We start from the raw sequence: 16345 nt of genomic DNA on the forward strand, positions 1-16345 counted from the left end.
AAGCTGAAGATCACAATCAAGGTGACGGGGCAGACGGTAGAGATTTCCGTTGAGCCTCCGCGTTAATCTAAACCTCAGAATCAGCGCCCGCTATCTGTGCTAACAGGTAGCGGGACAAACCTAAAGTGCGGAGTACCCAGGCCCTAACCCACAGATAGTTTGGCGCTTTTCACCGCTCAATGCAAGGAGATAAGGGTGTGACTTGCAGCTCGTGCCAGAGTGCGTGACATCATCACCGCAATTTCTTAGACAAGCGACATACTAACGGGACATTACTTTGCTCTCTCTCGCTGATTCTCCGTAATGCTCCAAACTCATATCCCTGCTATTATTCGCTACCATGTCAGCCCGCATCGACTCCATCTCACCCTGCTTCATCGTCAGCGACGTCACCCAATCCATCGCCTTCTACCGCGACCGCCTCGGTTTCGAAGTCATGTATCAGGACCCCGAAACCAACCCCTTCTTCGCGATCGTCCAACGTGGCAACATCATGCTCTTCCTTAAGAGCGACCGCGAAGCGCATCCCCAGCCAAACCACCTCAACCACCACTACATGAAGTGGGACGCCTACCTCTCGGTCCCCGATCCCGAAGCCTTAGCCGCCGAATTCACCACCAACGGCGCCATCTTCCTCAAACCCCTCGGCATCACCACCGAAAACCTCTTAGGCTTCGAAATCAGCGACCCTGATCAGTACATCCTCTTCTTCGGCCGCCCTGACACGCCCGCAGCCTGAGCCGATACAACATTCCTCACGCCGAGTCCCGCGATTCCCATGGACGGTTCCGTCGCCTCTCAGCCTGCATCCTCGAAACCAGCTGACTCAATCGACGGCGGCGAACGCAGGCGCGTGTTTCAGCTCACCTGTCGTAACCGTGAGCGACAGCGAGAGTCTGAGCATCATGAAATGGGGTCCGGCGTATGGAGACGTGAAGCCTGCGGCGGCTGGCCGCTCAAAACCGAACCTTTTGTAGTAATTTGGATCACCCAGAACGAAGACTGCACTCCAGCCTTCGCTGCGGGCGCGTTCAATCGCACTCTGAATCAGAGCTGTTCCAATACCGCTGCGCTGCCTTGCGGGAATTACCGATACCGGTGCAAGAGCCAATGCCGGGAATGGAGCATCCATTTTCGATAACAGAACATGGGCAACAACTTCTTCGTCATCTTCGGCGACGAGCGAAATCACGCTGTCACCGGCTGCTCGTAATCTTTCAACGAGTTCCGCCTCAGCCGATTGACCAAAGGCCAATGAAATGACCCGGAAAACGGCCTGCCAGTCGCGGGAGCTTTCATCGCGAATGTCAATCACCACTCGATTTGAACATGGCGTTATACCGCAAACAAGCATGAGACTGTTGGGAATTCAAGCGAGAACCTCCCGTCCATCCGATCCAGCTCAACCTCATGCGTTAGGATGGAGTCGCCCGTCCGTTCCTCGTCCCAACACCCATGAATCCCTGGCCGCAGCCCATCGCCCCTCTCGGCTCGCTCCCGCTCTCTGCGCTCGCCGCTGCCCTTCCGCTCGCCGTCATCCTCATCCTCATGGGCATCCTCCGCCGCAGCGGACTCTTCTCCGCCCTCTGCGCCCTCGCCACCGCCGCTGCACTCGTCCTATTCCTCTGGCACATGCCAGCGCCGCTCATCGCCTGGAGCGCCCTCTATGGCGTCCTCTACGCCATCTGGCCCATCCTCTGGATCGTCTTCACCGCGCTCTGGCTCTACAACCTCACCCAGGCCACCGGCAAATTCGACCTGCTCCGCCGCTGGATCGAGCAGCATGCCTCCGGCGACCCCGCCGTCCAGGTCCTGCTCGTCGCCTTTTGCTTCGGAGCGCTCCTCGAAGGCACCGCCGGCTTCGGCGCGCCCGTCGCCATGACCGCATTCCTGCTCGTCAGCCTCGGCCACCCCGCGCGCCGCGCCGTCCTCACCGCGCTCATCGCCAACACCGCCCCAGTCGCCTTCGGATCGCTCGGCATCCCCATCCTCGCCCTCGCCGGCGTCACCGGACTCCCGCTCAACCAACTCTCCGCCATGGCTGGCCGCCAGGTCCCCGTCCTCTCGCTGCTGCTCCCCGCCTATCTCATCCTCGTCACAGACGGCCGCACCGGTCTGCGCAAACGCTGGCCCATCGCCCTCGTCACCGGCCTCAGCTTCTCACTCACCCAATTTTTAGTCTCCAACTTCGCCGGTCCTTACCTTGCCGATGTCCTCGCCGCCTGCATCTCCATCGTTGCAACTGTCGCTTTCCTCAAGCTCCGCCCGCAAAGCACCGTCGCCGAATCCGCCCCAAAAGCCCAACCACTCACCGCGCGCGAATCCTTTCTCGCCTGGCTTCCCTGGGCACTCCTCTCCGGTATCGTCATCCTCTGGACCTGGCTCAAGCTCATCCCTACCGCGCAGTTCCTCTGGCCCATCCCCAACCTGCACAACGGAGTGCTCATCACCCTCTACCACCGGCCCTACGCCGCGCTCTATACCTTTCAACCATTCGCCGCCGGAACCGCAGCGCTCGTCGCTACCATCCTCACCGCCATCTGCCTGCGCGCCTCCGCCCGCAGCTTCTTCTCAAGCGGCCTCGTAACCTTCCGCCAACTTCTCAAGCCCGGCCTGACGGTGCTCATCATCGTCGCGCTCGCCTACCTCTACAACTACTCCGGCATGGCCTACACGCTAGGAGCAGCCATCGCACAGGTCGGCCCCGCGTTCCCATTTTTAAGTGGATTTTTAGGCTGGATCGCCTGCTTCCTATCCGGCTCCGACACCGCCAGTAACCTGCTCTTCGGCAACCTGCAGGTCGCCGCGGCACACCAGCTTCACCTCAGCCCCATCCTGCTAGCCGCCACCAACACCTGCGGAGCAGTAGCCGGCAAGATGGTCTCACCCCAGAACATAGCCGTCGGAGTCACTACCGTCGGCCTCATCGGCCAGGAAGGCAAAGTCCTCCGTTCAGCCTTCTTCCACAGCCTTCTGCTGGCAACCATCATCAGCTGCATAGCCTTCGCTCAGGCCTACTGGCTCCAATGGATGATCCCATAGACCTATAGATCACCTAGCCGCGCTTCGGAGCAACCTTAATTCCGCTTGCCCGCCCTGTAATCAGAAATGAATTGCTCGGGGTCAGCCATCTCATGCTCTACTCTGAGCGTTCCGTTCAGCAGGTACAAGATGGCCAAAGGAATACCCACTCCAGTAATGCAAAGGAACCAGAAAATAAACCAATTCCCCATGAACTGATAGCGGATGATCTTCGGCATGGAGAAAGATCCTATCATGATGTGACTTCAGCTTGAAAAAACAACAGCTACACGTTTCCCCCCAATCGCGTCAGAATCTCCTCATCTTCCCGCGTCAACTCCGCGTTCTCCAGCAAATCCGGCCGATTCCTCAGCGTCTTCTTAAGCTGTTGCTCCCGCCGCCACTTCCGCACTGCCGCATGATCACCGCTCATCAGCACCTCCGGCACCGCCATCCCCCGCCATTCCGCGGGCCGTGTGTAATGCGGATAATCCAGCAATCCGCCCGCCCCATACTGCGACCGTGGCACCCCCCCCCCATCCGCATCAATCTCCGTATCCGACGCCCCAAAGCTCTCAAATTCGCTCGAAGCCTCATTTCCCAGCACCCCCGGTACCAGCCGCGCCACTGCATCCACCACCACCGCAGCCGCCAGTTCCCCGCCGCTCAGCACATAATCTCCAATCGAAATCTCGCGGTCGCAATACATCTCATTGATCCGCTCATCCACGCCCTCATACCGCCCGCAGATCAGGAGCACTCGCTCCAGCCCCGCCAGTTCCCGGGCAACAGGTTGCGCAAACCGCTGCCCCTGCGGCGAAGTCAGAATCACACTCTCGTTCGAGCCTTCGCCACGATCGGAAACCGGTAGCACGCCAATCGAAGCCAGCGCCGCCGCAAGCGGCTCCGGCTTCAACACCATTCCCTCGCCGCCGCCAAATGGACGATCATCCACAGTCCGGTGCCGGTCATGCGTAAACTCCCGCAGATCGACGATGGAAATCTCCACCAATCCCGCAGCCTGCGCCCGGCGCACAATTCCATGCTCGAAAATTCCCCGGAAGAACTCCGGGAAAATGGTCAGAATCTCAAATCGCATCGGAATTTCGCCACCATTCCAGCCCGCATTTCCGGGTGCCCCATTCTTTCGGCGTTCTGTGCCGAAAGGGTGGGTACCACCTCAGCTTGCACTACCATACGACCGTCTTTGCTCTTGTTTTTTGTCTGTCATCCCCGCAGGGGGATCTGCTTCTCTCTCAACTCGCGTTCAACTCCACCAGCCCCTCAGGCAAAGCCATCTCCACCCGCTTCGCATCCAGATCGATGCGCCTCAAATAAGCCTTCGCAAACGGAACCAGGATCTCCCCGTAGCCAGCCCCCTTCACCACCAGCAGCGCCACCGGCCCAGATTCGCGGTCCACATCCTCAATCTCACCGATAACCCGCTCCATCCCACCAAAAACATCCACCAGCCGGCAGCCGATCAGATCTCCAACATAAACCTCATCCTCACCCAGTGCTGCTCGTTCGCCTCGCGGAATAGCCACAATTAGCCCCCGCAACTCGTCCGCCTCCGAAATCGAATTCACCCCGGCAAAGTGCAGCACCACATCGCCCGTCTGTCCAGCTTTGTGCATCCAGTACGAAACCAGCTCCACCTCACGCGGCCGTCCCACGCCGGTTAAGCCTTTCGCGCCAGACACACGACCGCCCTCGCCCGGCAATAACCAGACCCGTTTTCTCTCAGCAAATTTTTCGGGAAAATCAGTAAGAACTTCGGCGAGCACCTCGCCCTTGCGCCCTTGCGCCCTGCGAATCCGCGCCAGCCACACCCACGCGTCCATCTGCTGCGGCTCACTCGTCATCGCGCCGTCACACCCCGGGACACAACAGACCGCGCCGCCCATCCCAGACTCGCCGAATCCAGATCCGTCGAATCACGCGGCTACCGCAGTCAAAGAAGCCAACCCGGCGGCAGCTTAGTCTTCTTCTTCAAGAATATCGAGCGTATACCGGTGATGCATCTTCATGCTCACCGCGCCAAGAATAGTCCGCACCGATCGCGCGGTCCGGCCCTGTTTCCCGATCACCTTGCCCACATCCTGCGGAGCTACGCGCAACCGAAGAACTGTGTTCTCTTCCCGGCTGACCGTTTCAACTTCCACCGCTTCCGGCGCGTCCACCAAGGCCTTGGCGATCTCCCGCACCAGATCATCCACAGAAAGCATATCCATTTGGGTCATGCACGTGCTCCATCCCCAAAGCCAACCAGCACTTCAAGTGATATATACACCCAACGAAACCGCATACCGTTCCATTCCCGTTCGCACGCCATCAAAGCACACCACTCTCTGATGACCACACAACAAAGCTCCCGGATCTGAGCTTCGATTGACTGCGCGAAATACTAACAGCATCTCCGTTCCGCCGTCAGCATTCGGAAGCTGCCATGACATTTCTGTCTGGAACTTAAGTGCCTCAAAAAGAACGGATTTTTCGGAATCATACACGATTACATCTTTGCAAAAGCAAATCTTGCAAAAAATCCGTTGTCTTAAGCAGCAGCGGGCGCCGCAGCCGGGAACTTCTTCACCAGTTTCCCGACCGTCTCTGACATCTGCGCGCCAACGCCCACCCAGTACTGGATGCGGTCGTGCTTCAAGTCAACGGTTGCCGGGTTAGTGCGGGGGTTGTACGTGCCAACCACTTCGATCGAACGCCCATTGCGAGCACGATCCTTCTCAATCACAACCACACGATAATAGGGCTTCTTGGTGGCGCCTACGCGCGCCAGGCGAATCATGACCACAGTGATGCTTGTCCTTTCGAATCTTGCAAATACGTTTGTGCCTGGAAATCCTTACCAAGGAAGCGGGGATAGGCGCGAAAGCCCTCCGCCGGTCGCGCAGCCCAACCGATCACACGTAAGCCGCACAAGACACAACAACTAAGTATCGCTGAAATCGGTCGTTCTAGCAACCATTCACAGCGCAGGGTAGTAGGTCCGTATGAATTGCCTTTCAGGGCCGGTAAATGGGTTCTCTGGCCGCCAGACTCCATCGCAGATTCCAAGGCGCGAACCACTCCCCTGATCCAAAGGGGCTGTGCGCGGCGAAGTCTGGGCTTTGCGCTGTTATATTTTCGACCTCGTATGGCTCTTGAATCCACGGCGCGCTGTATCGGAGGTTGTTTCTAATACCGGACCACCGGCATTCGAGACGGCCTGTTTCCGTCTGCCATGAGACGCTCATTGGATTCCCCCATCCTTGGCTCTGCATGATAGTCCACTGACCGGTCTACCGTCACAAGAAGCGTCGCCTTCCTTCTTCGACGCAGTCCACCCAAACCCATCGCCGAGACTGCCTCATTGCACTGATTTTCCGTGAAATTGTCTATTTCGCCGGAAACAAAAACCTCAGCATCGGCCGCACACGTGTAGACCAGCTGGCCTCGTCATGCGTCCCGCCACGAATCCGCTCAAAGTGCAGCGTCTCATCATCCACCCAGCCGTTATCCCGCAACCGTTCCGCCAGCGCCTGCGCATCTTTCAGCGTCATCCTGCCTTCATGATCCCCGGCGTCCAGCCAAACCCTCGGCCTATGCTCCAGCAGTGGCCCCAGCTCGCTCACCACACCCAGAATGCTCCGGTGATTCCACCAAACGCTCGGCGACAGCACCGCCAGCTTCCCAAAGCTTTCCGCATTCTTCAATCCCAGGTACATCGTCACCAGTCCACCTAGCGACGACCCACCCAGCCCGGTAAACTCCCTCTCCACGCGCACTCTATATTGCTCGGCAATCCACGGAATCAGCTCCAGCGTCAGCAGCGCCCCATACGAGTCCGCCTCGCCTCCGCCCATTTGCCAGTCGCGCTCGTGCGTATATTCCGCCAGCCGCCGGTCGCCCGTGTTGTAGATGCCCACAATCACCAGCGGCTCAACCTCGCCAGCCTCAATCGCGGCGTCCGCGTGCTCCCGCACCATCCACGTCTTACCCTTCACATACGAGGTCGCCGGATCGAACAGATTCTGCCCATCATGCAGATACAGCACCGGATACATCCGCCGCACATCGTCCTCATACCCCGGCGGCAAATACACAATCACATCCCGCGCATCCGGCAAAAACCGGCTCCGAAATCCCCGGTGCACCTTTAGCCGCTCATGCGGAGTCTCAGCCTCCATCCGCTCCGTCGGAGCATGCCACCCCGGCAACGGAATCGATGAAACTTGAGCTTCAAACTCCCCGCGTTGCTCCAACCCTGTCTTCCTCCGTCCCGGCTTCTTTTTAGGCATCGGCTCAAACCCCACACTCAACCGGCAACACCAGCCGGCAAATGTGAATTTTCGTAGCCTGTGGCTGTTACAGTATCAAAAACAGCCGTCCTGCAGAAATGCCCCAAACCGTGCAAAACACGCCCATCCCGGCAGCCTCCTCCATCGGTCTTCATGAGAAACGTCAATCGACGAACCTCCTCGGAATGGAAGTGAAGGGAGCCGGAGGTTTCAACCCCCGGAATCAGCTCTCGCAACGACCGAGGGCTTTAGCCCCGGGCTTTCTCAACGATCCAATCTATCTCCACAAAACCGCCGGCAACGAGGTAACTCAATGAACCGTGAATATCACAAGTGGTACTCATCCCGCCTCGGCCGCGACATGGAGCTGCAAGTCTTCGGCCATACCGGCGTGCCCGTCCTCGTCTTCCCCACCTCCGGCGGACGTTTCTTTGAGTTCGAAGACCGCGGCATGGTTTCATCCATCGGTGGAAAAATCGACCGCGGCGAAATCCAGCTCTACTGCGTCGACTCCGTCGATATGGAAAGCTGGTACAACCGTAACGTCTCGCCACGCTGGCGCATCGCCCGCCACGTCCAGTACGAGGACTACCTCATCCACGAAGTCGTCCCCCTCATCCGCAACAAAAACTGGAACCCGAACCTTGTCGCCCTCGGCTGCAGCTTCGGAGGCTTCCACGCCACCAACATCGCCTTCCGCCATCCCGACGTCTTCACCGGCCTGCTCTCCATGTCAGGCGCATTCGACATGTCGCGATTCATGCATGGCTACCACGACGACGACGTCTACTTCAACACACCGCCTCAGTACCTCAAAAACCTCTCCGACCCGTGGTTCTTCGAGCGCTACCGCCGCAACACCTACATCCTCGGCACCGGTTGGGACGACCAATGCCTCGGCGACAACCAATACCTCGACGGCATCCTGAGCTGGAAAGAAATCCCCCACAAGCTCTACATCTGGGACACATGGAACAGCCACGACTGGCCTACTTGGAAGATGATGATGAACGAGTATCTCTGACAATCCTCGTTTCCCAATCTAGGGAACATTCGGATAGACGGTGATGCTCAAGTTATCAATGTTGTGATCGGCCTCAAAAGGCTCTGGTCCGTACCGCGGCGTGTTTTCATGGTAGCCGCGCACAGACGCACCGACAGCGTATTTCCCAGCCGGAACGTTCTTGAACTCGAAGTGCCCATCTGCGCCAATCAGGACGGTCTGCGAATCCCACACCGTTTCCGATGTCAGCGTCACCCGCATCCCCTCCTCAATGGCCTTTTTATCGCTGGCAATGACTGTGCCACGAATATACAAGCCGGGCTCAATAACCATGTCCGCAGTCTGCACATGCTCTTCGTCTTTGCTGATGCGAACCCCAATCGGGCTGACCGCGCCACGGCTCGAAACGGAATCCATCGTGGGATAAACATACCAATCCACGGGCGCAGGAACATTAGGAATAGAGAAGTTTCCCTTCTCGTCCGTGCCGATGCGCACCACTTCATATGGATTGCCGATTAGTTTGAGATCCATGCCGAAACCACCACCGTCCTTGGCAATGAGACCGATCTGCGCGCCCGACACTGGTTTACCATCTTGCATTAGACGGCCCGTGATGGTTCCCCCAACACTAAGAGCTACAGCATGGCGCTCCGGCCCTGTCTCTAGAACGGCAAACTTCGGGGCGAAAGCACGCGCTTCCACTTCCAGCAGCATCTTTGGCGTGGGCTTCGCGTAGCTAATTTCGAATTCGCCCTGTTTGTTAGAAACGGAGATGGGTTCAAGCCCGGGCACCGTGCCGTAGGTGCTTCCTTTCCCGATAATTAGACCTGTGGGATTGATAACTGCGTACGAAATGGGCGAACCGTCCTCATCAACAACTCGCCCGCGCACGGTCCCGCTGAAATCGGTGACGGCGGGCTTGGTGGCCAATTTCAAGGTCACCGTCGGAGCTTTGAACGGATCGATATGCTGGGTAATCTCTGGAATGTATCCGTCGCGCGCGGCCAGCAGTGTAAACCATAGGTCCGGTGAAAGATCTTTGAATTTGAATGCACCTTTGGCATCGGTGATGGCATGCTTGCCACAGTCAATGTAACAACTCGGACAGAATGTGCTGTAACCGAACTTGACACCTGCGTGATAAACCATGACGGTCACACCCGCAAGAGGATCGCCATTCGCATCGACAACTGTACCGGAAAGACCAGGATGTGTATCAGCAGCTGCGAGCGATGCAGTAACACAGAAGATCGCGACAAGTAGAAGTGCCTTCACTTGAACCTCTTCAAACAGTCTCGTTTAGCAGAAGAAGTTTATACCTTTGCAATTCAGCTGGACGACATCTCTTTCGCACTCAATCTCACCGCTTCGTCCTCACCTCAGCCCCGTACTGCATCAGCAGCCGACCCGCTTCAACCGTGTCACCTCAACCAGACCGGTTCTAGTGAATAGCAACCTTATTTTTCGCGCTCTCCTTCGGATTATTCCGCCGAAGCAGCAAAGTCAGTGGAATCATCAACAGCGAGAGTACGCACAAAATAAAGTAGACATCCACGTATGCAAGAAGGCTTGCCTGGGCTTGCAGCCGATTGTAGATTTGCGCCTGGGCAAGATAGTTTGCATTTGCCGTGCCGAAAAAGCCCGAGAGGGAATTTTGTAATGACCTGAGCTGAGTCTGAAATACAGGACTGCTGGGCGTTACATACTTCAGCAGTTCATGAGCGTGGAACTGTCCCCTCTCCGTTATTGCAGCCCCGGTTAAGGAAATCAGGATGCTTCCGCCAATATTCCGGACAAAGTTAATGAGACCGGAGATCTGGTTACTCTTCTCCGAGGGCATCCCGAAATAACCAGCAGTCGTCACGGAAATAAATACAAACGGAATAGCCACGACCTGTATCACCCTCAGCCACGAATTGGTCTCAAAGCTCAATCCCAGGTTGAGATGTGTTGCGGTATAGAAATACCCCGCGGCATAGACTGCAAAACCAAAGAGAATAAGATTGCGCGCCGGGATTCTCGCAAGAGCCTGCCCAGCCATCGGCATCAAAACCAGCAGAATAACGCCTCCCGCAGAGAGAGACAGGCCGGCGACCGTTGCCGTGTATCCGAGGCTTGCCTGCTCAAATTGCGGTTGCAGCACCGTGGATGCGTTAAGCAAACCTCCGGTGATCAGCATCAGAAAACAACACACCGCGAAGTTCTTGGATTTCAGAAGCTTCAAGTCCATAAGTGGCTGTTTAGGGCGCCATTCCCAGATAATCAGCGCCAGAAACGTAATTGCAAAAGTAATACCGAAGACTTGAATGAAGGATGACTGGAACCAGTCTTTTTCCTCGCCCTTGTCCAGCATGATCTGCAAAGACGCCATCGACAGGACAAGCAAAATCAGCCCCGGCGAATCGATCCTGGATAGATTCTTCTTATCGGCCTTCATCCACGGCGGGTCCTCGACCAGACGCTGCGTCAGAAGGATCGACAATATTCCCACTGGAATGTTGATATAGAAAATCCAGTTCCAGTTGTAGTTATCGGTAATCCATCCGCCGAGCGTTGGTCCAATTGACGGAGCAAGCACGGCAACGAGCCCATAGAGAGAAAAGGCCAGTCCCCTCTGATGAGGCTCAAAGGAATCAGCCATGATGGCCTGAGCCATCGGCTGGAGACCGCCGCCACCAGCCCCCTGAATGACGCGGCATAGCAAAAGTATGGGCAGCGTGGGCGCAATCCCGCACAAGAAAGAACTGATGGTAAAGACGATCAGGCATAGCTGAAAAAAACGCTTGCGTCCGATAATGCTTGCCGCCCAACCACCCATTGGCAGCACGACAGCATTGGAAACAAGATAGGCCGTAAGCACCCAGGTGCTCTCGTCCTCGCTCGCGCCAAGACTTCCCGCAATATGAGGAAGCGCTACATTGGCAATCGAGGTGTCCAGCACCTCCATAAATGCGCCAAGAGCTACGGTAGCCGCGATCAGCCACGGATTGATTGCTGGCTTCCATTGCTGTGTGACCGTAACCGATTGTTCCAATACCAGAGTCTCTGTTGCCATCGATGAAAAGCCCTCAGAATCGGCATCGGCTGCATGCAAGAGGATCCATTTCCACGCAACGATACCGTATGGTACTGTATCTGATGTATTCCTCAATGACCGGATGCAGAAAAACATCGGTAAGATAAATACCGATGAAAACAACCTCACCAGCGAAAAGAGAAACCGAAAGTAAAAAAGGCGCGAGTGCGTCCATTCAAACGCGGCTTGATGATGACCGTGTTTCCGAGCTTCTGGATGTGGCTGCGGAAGTATTTATCGAGCATGGCTTCGAGGGAGCCAGCACCAACGAGATCGCACGCCGTGGCAATTGCTCAAAAACGACTCTTTATGCCCGCTACCCCACCAAAGAAAAGCTGTTTCTCGCCGTAGTGGAACGACGCATGGAGTCGATTCTGAGTGAGTTTGCAACAACGTTGCAGCCTGATCCACCCATTGAACAGACGCTCAACGAATATGGCTTCGATCTTCTTCAACTGGTTCTTTCCGAAAACCAACGCGGAATGGTCAGGGTGATAAGCATGGAATCATCGAAGTTTCCGCATCTGGCAAAGCGCTTCTATGAGCTCGGCCCTGGCCGCGGCGTTGCTTTCCTCGCCAGCTACATGGAAGAACAAATCAGGCGCCACCGCCTGGTCAAGGAAAGCCCTCAGATGATGGCAGAACATCTGATGAGCCTCATTACCGGTGGATACGTTCGCTGGACAATGCTCGGGCTTCCCGACAATGTCAGTCTGAAAGAAAAAAAACGTCGCGTCAGTGCCGCCGTTGAAATGTTCCTGCGTGCCTACTCCACCCGCATTGGTGGCCCCACGAAGTATTCGCACGCAGGACAATGATTGAAAGGTGCTCCACGCGGGGGTTGGATATTCCTCAGCAGGGATGCTCAATACTGCTCGCCCCCCACGCTCTCTCGAGATCGAAGCCGCGTTTGACTCTGCATGTAACCCAATCGGAACAATCATCACCCATCTCTAAAGCCCTCAGGTTCATTCGCGGCATCCAACAGGCCGAGTTCTTTCTGCGCCAAATGGGAGGTGCAGCGTAATGACAGCCTTGTTGCTGAGCATCGTAATTTCCACCGGTTGGGCTATTGTTGGTGGCCTTTGCCTGCTTTTTGTTCTCCTTTTTTTGCTCGCTGGAGTCATCGGGCCCGTACCTCAGTACTCGATCTCCTGTCCGGATGATCTGCCTGCAAACGGCTCCGATGGCTTTCTGAATGTGTTGGAGTCATTGGTGGACGCCAGGATCAACAGGACAGGCACTCTGGACGTGTTGACCAACGGGCCATCTTTCTACACCGCTGCACTGGATGCCATGCGCTCGGCGCAACAGAGCATCTGTCTTGAAGCCTATGTCTTTCAGCCCAGTGAGATCGCCCGTCTCTATATTGAGACCATGGCAGAGCGCGCGAGGGCCGGCGTTCAGGTCAATCTGGTTCTTGATGCCTTTGGTAGCTGGAAAACAAACACAGCATTTCTCAAGCAGTTGATAGATGCCGGAGGAAGGATCGAGCGGTACAACAAGATTCGCTGGTACAACGTGTCCCGAGTAGATAACCGCACGCACCGCGAGTTGCTGATCGTGGACGGACGCATCGGCTTCATCGGTGGCGCGGGCGTAGCAGATCAATGGTGGAAAGGAGTAGGAAAGAGCCCCCGATGGCGTGATACGCTCGTTCGCGTGGAAGGAGAGGCTGTCACGAATCTTCTGGCAACCTTTGCTGAAAATTGGCTCACCAGCCATGGCGAACTGCTCTGCGGCCCGCGATACTTTCCGGAAATTCGCTGCGACAACAAAATCGTTGCGATGATTATCAACAGCACACCGACACCTGGGGGCTCAACCCGCGCCAGGGTTCTTTTTCAGATGTTGCTCGCATCGGCGCAACGAACTATTTCCATCACCACGCCATACTTCCTGCCTGACAAAGGATTGGTGCAGGAGCTCTGTCGCGCCATCGAGCGAGGCGTGCGCCTCAGGATCCTCGTGCCGGGTCGCAAGTCAGACCATGCGCTCACGCGAAGCACAAGCCGAGGTGGCTATGGGCCGTTCTTGCGCGCAGGGGCTGAAGTTTTTGAATATCGGCCGTCGATGATTCACGCCAAGATTTTGGTCGTCGACGGGTCCTGGGCAGTCGTCGGCTCAACTAATTTCGACAACCGCTCCTTCGGCATCAACGACGAAGTCAACATGGCCGTGCGTGATGTGGATTTTGCAGCGCGTCTGGATCGTGACATGGATCATGATCTGACGGAAAGCAGGCGCGTATCATTGGCAGACTGGGAACATCGGCCCTTGACGGAACGCGCCACGGAGTTGCTGGGATGGATCATCGAGCGGCAACAGTAATGAAACAAGGCGCACAATCGAGCCGGTTGCGAGTAGTCACCTACAACATCCACAAGTGCCGCGGCTTCGATCGCCGGGTTCTGCCGAAACGCATCATTTCAGTCCTTCAAGAGTTGAATGCGGACGTGATGTGCCTACAGGAAGTAGTGAACGCTCCGGACCACGGTCTCCGCTATGATCAGGCCGGCGACATTGCACGCGCTTTTCCTGACTTCACGCCTTGCTTCGGAGCCAATCGCAAAATTTATAACGGCACCTATGGCAATCTCACGCTCAGTCGTCTTCCAGTACTTGCATGGAAAAACACCGACATCACGCAAAAGCGTGAACCCCGCGGCGTCCTGCGAACGGATTTGTCCCTCGGCGGAGACCGGCTCCTGCACACCTTCAACGTCCATCTCGGCACCGGTTACATGGAGCGCAGGTATCAGGCAAAACGTCTGATGAGCCAGGACATCCTTGGCGATCCGCAACTGCACCAATCCCGCCTCGTACTCGGAGATTTCAACGAGTGGACAAACGGCCTGACAACAAGACTCATGCGCGAGAGCTTCAGCACTTTCCAGCCTCGGCATGCCTTGAAGTTCCCAAATACCTTCCCAGGCATGCTGCCCTTCACCACGCTGGATCACTGCTATTACGAGCCCCCGCTCGAACTGCAGGAAACGATGCTGTGGCGAAGCAGGACCGCACTCGTGGCCTCCGATCACCTGCCGCTGCTGGCAGATTTCCAGCTTCCTGCATTTTCCGTTTCCTGATCAACCATGGCATCGAAGTCCGCTCCGAAGAACACCTACCTCACCGCTTCGTCCGCACCTCAGCCCCATACAACGTCAACAGCGGATGCTGAATCACAGCTCGAAACTCATACGTCCCCTTGGTATCCAGCCCGCTCACCGTTGTCGTAAACTGCCCAATCTTCGTCACCGTCTGTATCGGAGTCGCCACCCACACCGCATTCCGCGAATTCGCATCTTCCCCCGCAATCGACCGGTACTCAAACCCTACCTGCAGCGCAGACTGATCCCCCATATCCAGCACATCACCCGTAAACACTTCGCCCTGCCCCGAAGCCGCCGCACTCACCGTCTGCACCCGCGGAGGCGCAAGCGCCGGCTCCGCATTCGTAATCTTCAACACCACCGGATTCGGCCAGCGAAAGTTATCCTGCAGCCTCTGCGCCGCAAGCGCACGAATATGCAGCCCATCCTTCTCCTGGTGCCACGTCGTCTTCGGCACAATCTCTGGGTGATACTCAACCACCTCGTCGCTCTGCCCCAGCACGCTCACCTGCGTCTTATCCGTAGCCTTCACCGAGTGCAGCACAAACTCCTTCCACGTAGCCCGCGGCCACGGCGCGTCGCTCTCCACCGTCGCATACAGTGCGCTCGAATCCTTCTTCTTCGTAAACCAGATATTCCCCTCGTTCGTGATCACCCACGGCCTCACCGCATAAATCGCATCTGAGTTCACAAACATCCACTCCGCAATCTCGCGCAGCCGCTCTTCTTCCTCAATCGGCAATTCACCATTCGGCTTCGGCCCCACATTCAGCAGCAGGTTGCCGCCCTTCGCGCGCGTCTCCACCAGCAGCCGAATCAGCTCTCCACCACTCTTGTAGTGCTCGTTCTGCGGCTGGTACTGCCACGCCGTACCCATCGTCATGCACGTCTCCCACGCCCCCGGCATCGGCATCCCCGGTACCGTCAACTCAGGCGTCTTGATCGCTCCGCGCGTCACGATAATGTTCGGGTCGATCTTCCACGCCAGATCCCGCAACCCTGTCGCATCCCCATCCAGAAACAGCGCATCGATCTTTCCATACTTCGTCAGCAGCTCCCGTATCTGCTCCTGGTCATACTTCATAAACTCCGGATTGCTCTTCGGCTGTACCGCCGGCACAGCCCTCTCGATCCGAATCCCATGCTGATGCAGCCACCAGAAATCATCCGGCGAGTAGTACACCCCCGTCGCAATCCCCTGCGAACGAAACGCATCAAACACTTCCTTCGTAATATCGCGATGAAACGGCGTATGCATCACGCCAAACGGAGTCGTCGCCGTATCCCACATCGCAAAGCCCGAGTGGTGCTTCGTCGTGAACATCACATATCGCACCCCCGCCAGCTTCGCCAGCCGCGCCCAGTCCAGCGGACGAAACTGATCCGGATCGAACGTCTGCGGCAACTCGCTGAAATACCGATCCGTATACTCCTTTGAAGCTCCCACCAGCGAGTGGCTGATCACCACCCCAAGCTGCCCATCCACGCCCCAGTGAATAAACAACCCAAATCCCTGATCGCGAAACCACTCCAGCCGCTCCGCCTTATTCAGCGATCCCTTCTCCGGATCGCTCTCCAAAGCAATCGACCCCGGTGCGACCGTCCCCGAAGAAACCTGCTGCGCCAACAACGGCCTCGCCCAGACACCCCCGATCACCAGCCCCAACGACAAAGCAACAACACCATCCCTCAATCGTTCCATCGCAATCACTCCAGGCAACACCACAAAGTCACGTCCATCTAACATCGATCACCATACAGGATTTCCTTCGCATCCCCGCCCTGGCGAGTTAACCTTACCTAACGCAGCAGGTCCAAACCCACCGCCTGCGGA

General features: G+C 56.8%; 16 protein-coding genes. 6 read left to right on the forward strand and 10 right to left on the reverse strand.

Features of this window, described 5'->3' with window-relative positions:
• Positions 1-340: 340 nt before the first annotated feature.
• Positions 341-739 carry a VOC family protein gene (locus OHL22_RS12795; protein ID WP_263337814.1) on the forward strand — a complete coding sequence of 133 codons (399 nt, stop codon included), beginning with the start codon at positions 341-343 and terminating at the stop codon, positions 737-739.
• An 87-nt stretch (positions 740-826) separates the two neighbouring features.
• On the opposite strand, the gene OHL22_RS12800 is transcribed toward OHL22_RS12795, so the two are convergent.
• On the reverse strand, positions 827-1315 hold the full coding sequence (locus tag OHL22_RS12800) for a GNAT family N-acetyltransferase (RefSeq protein WP_263337816.1): 489 nt from the start codon (positions 1313-1315) through the stop codon (positions 827-829).
• Positions 1316-1455: 140 nt separating this feature from the next.
• Here OHL22_RS12800 and OHL22_RS12805 point away from each other — a divergent pair, with 140 nt between their 5' ends.
• Positions 1456-3042, forward strand: coding sequence for an L-lactate permease (locus tag OHL22_RS12805; RefSeq protein WP_263337818.1), 1587 nt, complete (start codon positions 1456-1458; stop codon positions 3040-3042).
• A gap of 35 nt (positions 3043-3077) precedes the next feature.
• On the opposite strand, the gene OHL22_RS12810 is transcribed toward OHL22_RS12805, so the two are convergent.
• From OHL22_RS12810 to OHL22_RS12835, 6 genes are all read right to left on the reverse strand, one after another.
• On the reverse strand, positions 3078-3260 hold the full coding sequence (locus OHL22_RS12810; protein WP_263337822.1) for a hypothetical protein: 183 nt from the start codon (positions 3258-3260) through the stop codon (positions 3078-3080).
• A 47-nt stretch (positions 3261-3307) separates the two neighbouring features.
• Positions 3308-4120, reverse strand: coding sequence for a tRNA (guanosine(37)-N1)-methyltransferase TrmD (trmD, locus tag OHL22_RS12815; protein ID WP_263337825.1), 813 nt, complete (start codon positions 4118-4120; stop codon positions 3308-3310).
• A gap of 157 nt (positions 4121-4277) precedes the next feature.
• Positions 4278-4928 (reverse strand): ribosome maturation factor RimM, encoded by a 651-nt coding sequence (gene rimM, locus OHL22_RS12820; protein WP_263337829.1) that lies wholly within the window; start codon positions 4926-4928, stop codon positions 4278-4280.
• 72 nt (positions 4929-5000) lie between these two features.
• Complete coding sequence (locus tag OHL22_RS12825) at positions 5001-5264, reverse strand: KH domain-containing protein (protein WP_317890896.1); 264 nt, start codon at positions 5262-5264, stop codon at positions 5001-5003.
• 311 nt (positions 5265-5575) lie between these two features.
• A complete protein-coding gene (gene rpsP / locus OHL22_RS12830; protein ID WP_263337832.1) occupies positions 5576-5824 on the reverse strand; it encodes a 30S ribosomal protein S16 in 249 nt (82 codons plus the stop codon).
• 589 nt (positions 5825-6413) lie between these two features.
• On the reverse strand, positions 6414-7316 hold the full coding sequence (locus OHL22_RS12835) for an alpha/beta hydrolase (protein ID WP_263337836.1): 903 nt from the start codon (positions 7314-7316) through the stop codon (positions 6414-6416).
• 313 nt (positions 7317-7629) lie between these two features.
• On the opposite strand from OHL22_RS12835, the gene OHL22_RS12840 reads away from it, so the two are divergent.
• A complete protein-coding gene (locus OHL22_RS12840; protein WP_263337839.1) occupies positions 7630-8340 on the forward strand; it encodes an esterase family protein in 711 nt (236 codons plus the stop codon).
• 18 nt (positions 8341-8358) lie between these two features.
• On the opposite strand, the gene OHL22_RS12845 is transcribed toward OHL22_RS12840, so the two are convergent.
• Together OHL22_RS12845 and OHL22_RS12850 are read right to left on the reverse strand one after the other, a co-directional pair.
• The gene (locus OHL22_RS12845; RefSeq protein WP_263337842.1) at positions 8359-9597 is read right to left on the reverse strand and encodes a carboxypeptidase regulatory-like domain-containing protein; all 1239 of its coding nucleotides are present in this window, start codon (positions 9595-9597) and stop codon (positions 8359-8361) included.
• A 166-nt stretch (positions 9598-9763) separates the two neighbouring features.
• Positions 9764-11377 (reverse strand): DHA2 family efflux MFS transporter permease subunit, encoded by a 1614-nt coding sequence (locus OHL22_RS12850; RefSeq protein ID WP_263337845.1) that lies wholly within the window; start codon positions 11375-11377, stop codon positions 9764-9766.
• Positions 11378-11511: 134 nt separating this feature from the next.
• Here OHL22_RS12850 and OHL22_RS12855 point away from each other — a divergent pair, with 134 nt between their 5' ends.
• The 3 genes from OHL22_RS12855 (at position 11512) to OHL22_RS12865 (ending at position 14487) form a co-directional block, all read left to right on the forward strand.
• Complete coding sequence (locus OHL22_RS12855; RefSeq protein ID WP_263337847.1) at positions 11512-12216, forward strand: TetR/AcrR family transcriptional regulator; 705 nt, start codon at positions 11512-11514, stop codon at positions 12214-12216.
• A gap of 208 nt (positions 12217-12424) precedes the next feature.
• Positions 12425-13729, forward strand: coding sequence for a phospholipase D-like domain-containing protein (locus OHL22_RS12860; RefSeq protein WP_263337851.1), 1305 nt, complete (start codon positions 12425-12427; stop codon positions 13727-13729).
• Complete coding sequence (locus OHL22_RS12865) at positions 13705-14487, forward strand: endonuclease/exonuclease/phosphatase family protein (RefSeq protein ID WP_263337854.1); 783 nt, start codon at positions 13705-13707, stop codon at positions 14485-14487. Before OHL22_RS12860 ends, OHL22_RS12865 begins: the two co-directional genes overlap by 25 nt.
• Positions 14488-14527: 40 nt before the next feature.
• On the opposite strand, the gene OHL22_RS12870 is transcribed toward OHL22_RS12865, so the two are convergent.
• A complete protein-coding gene (locus tag OHL22_RS12870) occupies positions 14528-16258 on the reverse strand; it encodes an alpha-L-fucosidase (RefSeq protein ID WP_263337856.1) in 1731 nt (576 codons plus the stop codon).
• Between the last annotated feature and the right edge of the window lie 87 nt (positions 16259-16345).

Source organism: Acidicapsa dinghuensis (genome assembly GCF_025685685.1).
GTDB lineage: Bacteria > Acidobacteriota > Terriglobia > Terriglobales > Acidobacteriaceae > Acidicapsa > Acidicapsa dinghuensis.

Coding starts and splice junctions, on each gene's coding strand:
- OHL22_RS12795 (WP_263337814.1), top strand. CDS start 341: ATGTCAGCCCGCATCGACTCCATCTCACCCTGCTTCATCGTCAGCGAC.
- OHL22_RS12805 (WP_263337818.1), top strand. CDS start 1,456: ATGAATCCCTGGCCGCAGCCCATCGCCCCTCTCGGCTCGCTCCCGCTC.
- OHL22_RS12810 (WP_263337822.1), bottom strand. CDS start 3,260: ATGCCGAAGATCATCCGCTATCAGTTCATGGGGAATTGGTTTATTTTC.
- trmD (WP_263337825.1), bottom strand. CDS start 4,120: ATGCGATTTGAGATTCTGACCATTTTCCCGGAGTTCTTCCGGGGAATT.
- rimM (WP_263337829.1), bottom strand. CDS start 4,928: ATGGGCGGCGCGGTCTGTTGTGTCCCGGGGTGTGACGGCGCGATGACG.
- OHL22_RS12825 (WP_317890896.1), bottom strand. CDS start 5,264: ATGACCCAAATGGATATGCTTTCTGTGGATGATCTGGTGCGGGAGATC.
- rpsP (WP_263337832.1), bottom strand. CDS start 5,824: ATGATTCGCCTGGCGCGCGTAGGCGCCACCAAGAAGCCCTATTATCGT.
- OHL22_RS12835 (WP_263337836.1), bottom strand. CDS start 7,316: ATGCCTAAAAAGAAGCCGGGACGGAGGAAGACAGGGTTGGAGCAACGC.
- OHL22_RS12840 (WP_263337839.1), top strand. CDS start 7,630: ATGAACCGTGAATATCACAAGTGGTACTCATCCCGCCTCGGCCGCGAC.
- OHL22_RS12850 (WP_263337845.1), bottom strand. CDS start 11,377: ATGGCAACAGAGACTCTGGTATTGGAACAATCGGTTACGGTCACACAG.
- OHL22_RS12855 (WP_263337847.1), top strand. CDS start 11,512: ATGAAAACAACCTCACCAGCGAAAAGAGAAACCGAAAGTAAAAAAGGC.
- OHL22_RS12860 (WP_263337851.1), top strand. CDS start 12,425: ATGACAGCCTTGTTGCTGAGCATCGTAATTTCCACCGGTTGGGCTATT.
- OHL22_RS12865 (WP_263337854.1), top strand. CDS start 13,705: ATGGATCATCGAGCGGCAACAGTAATGAAACAAGGCGCACAATCGAGC.
- OHL22_RS12870 (WP_263337856.1), bottom strand. CDS start 16,258: ATGTTAGATGGACGTGACTTTGTGGTGTTGCCTGGAGTGATTGCGATG.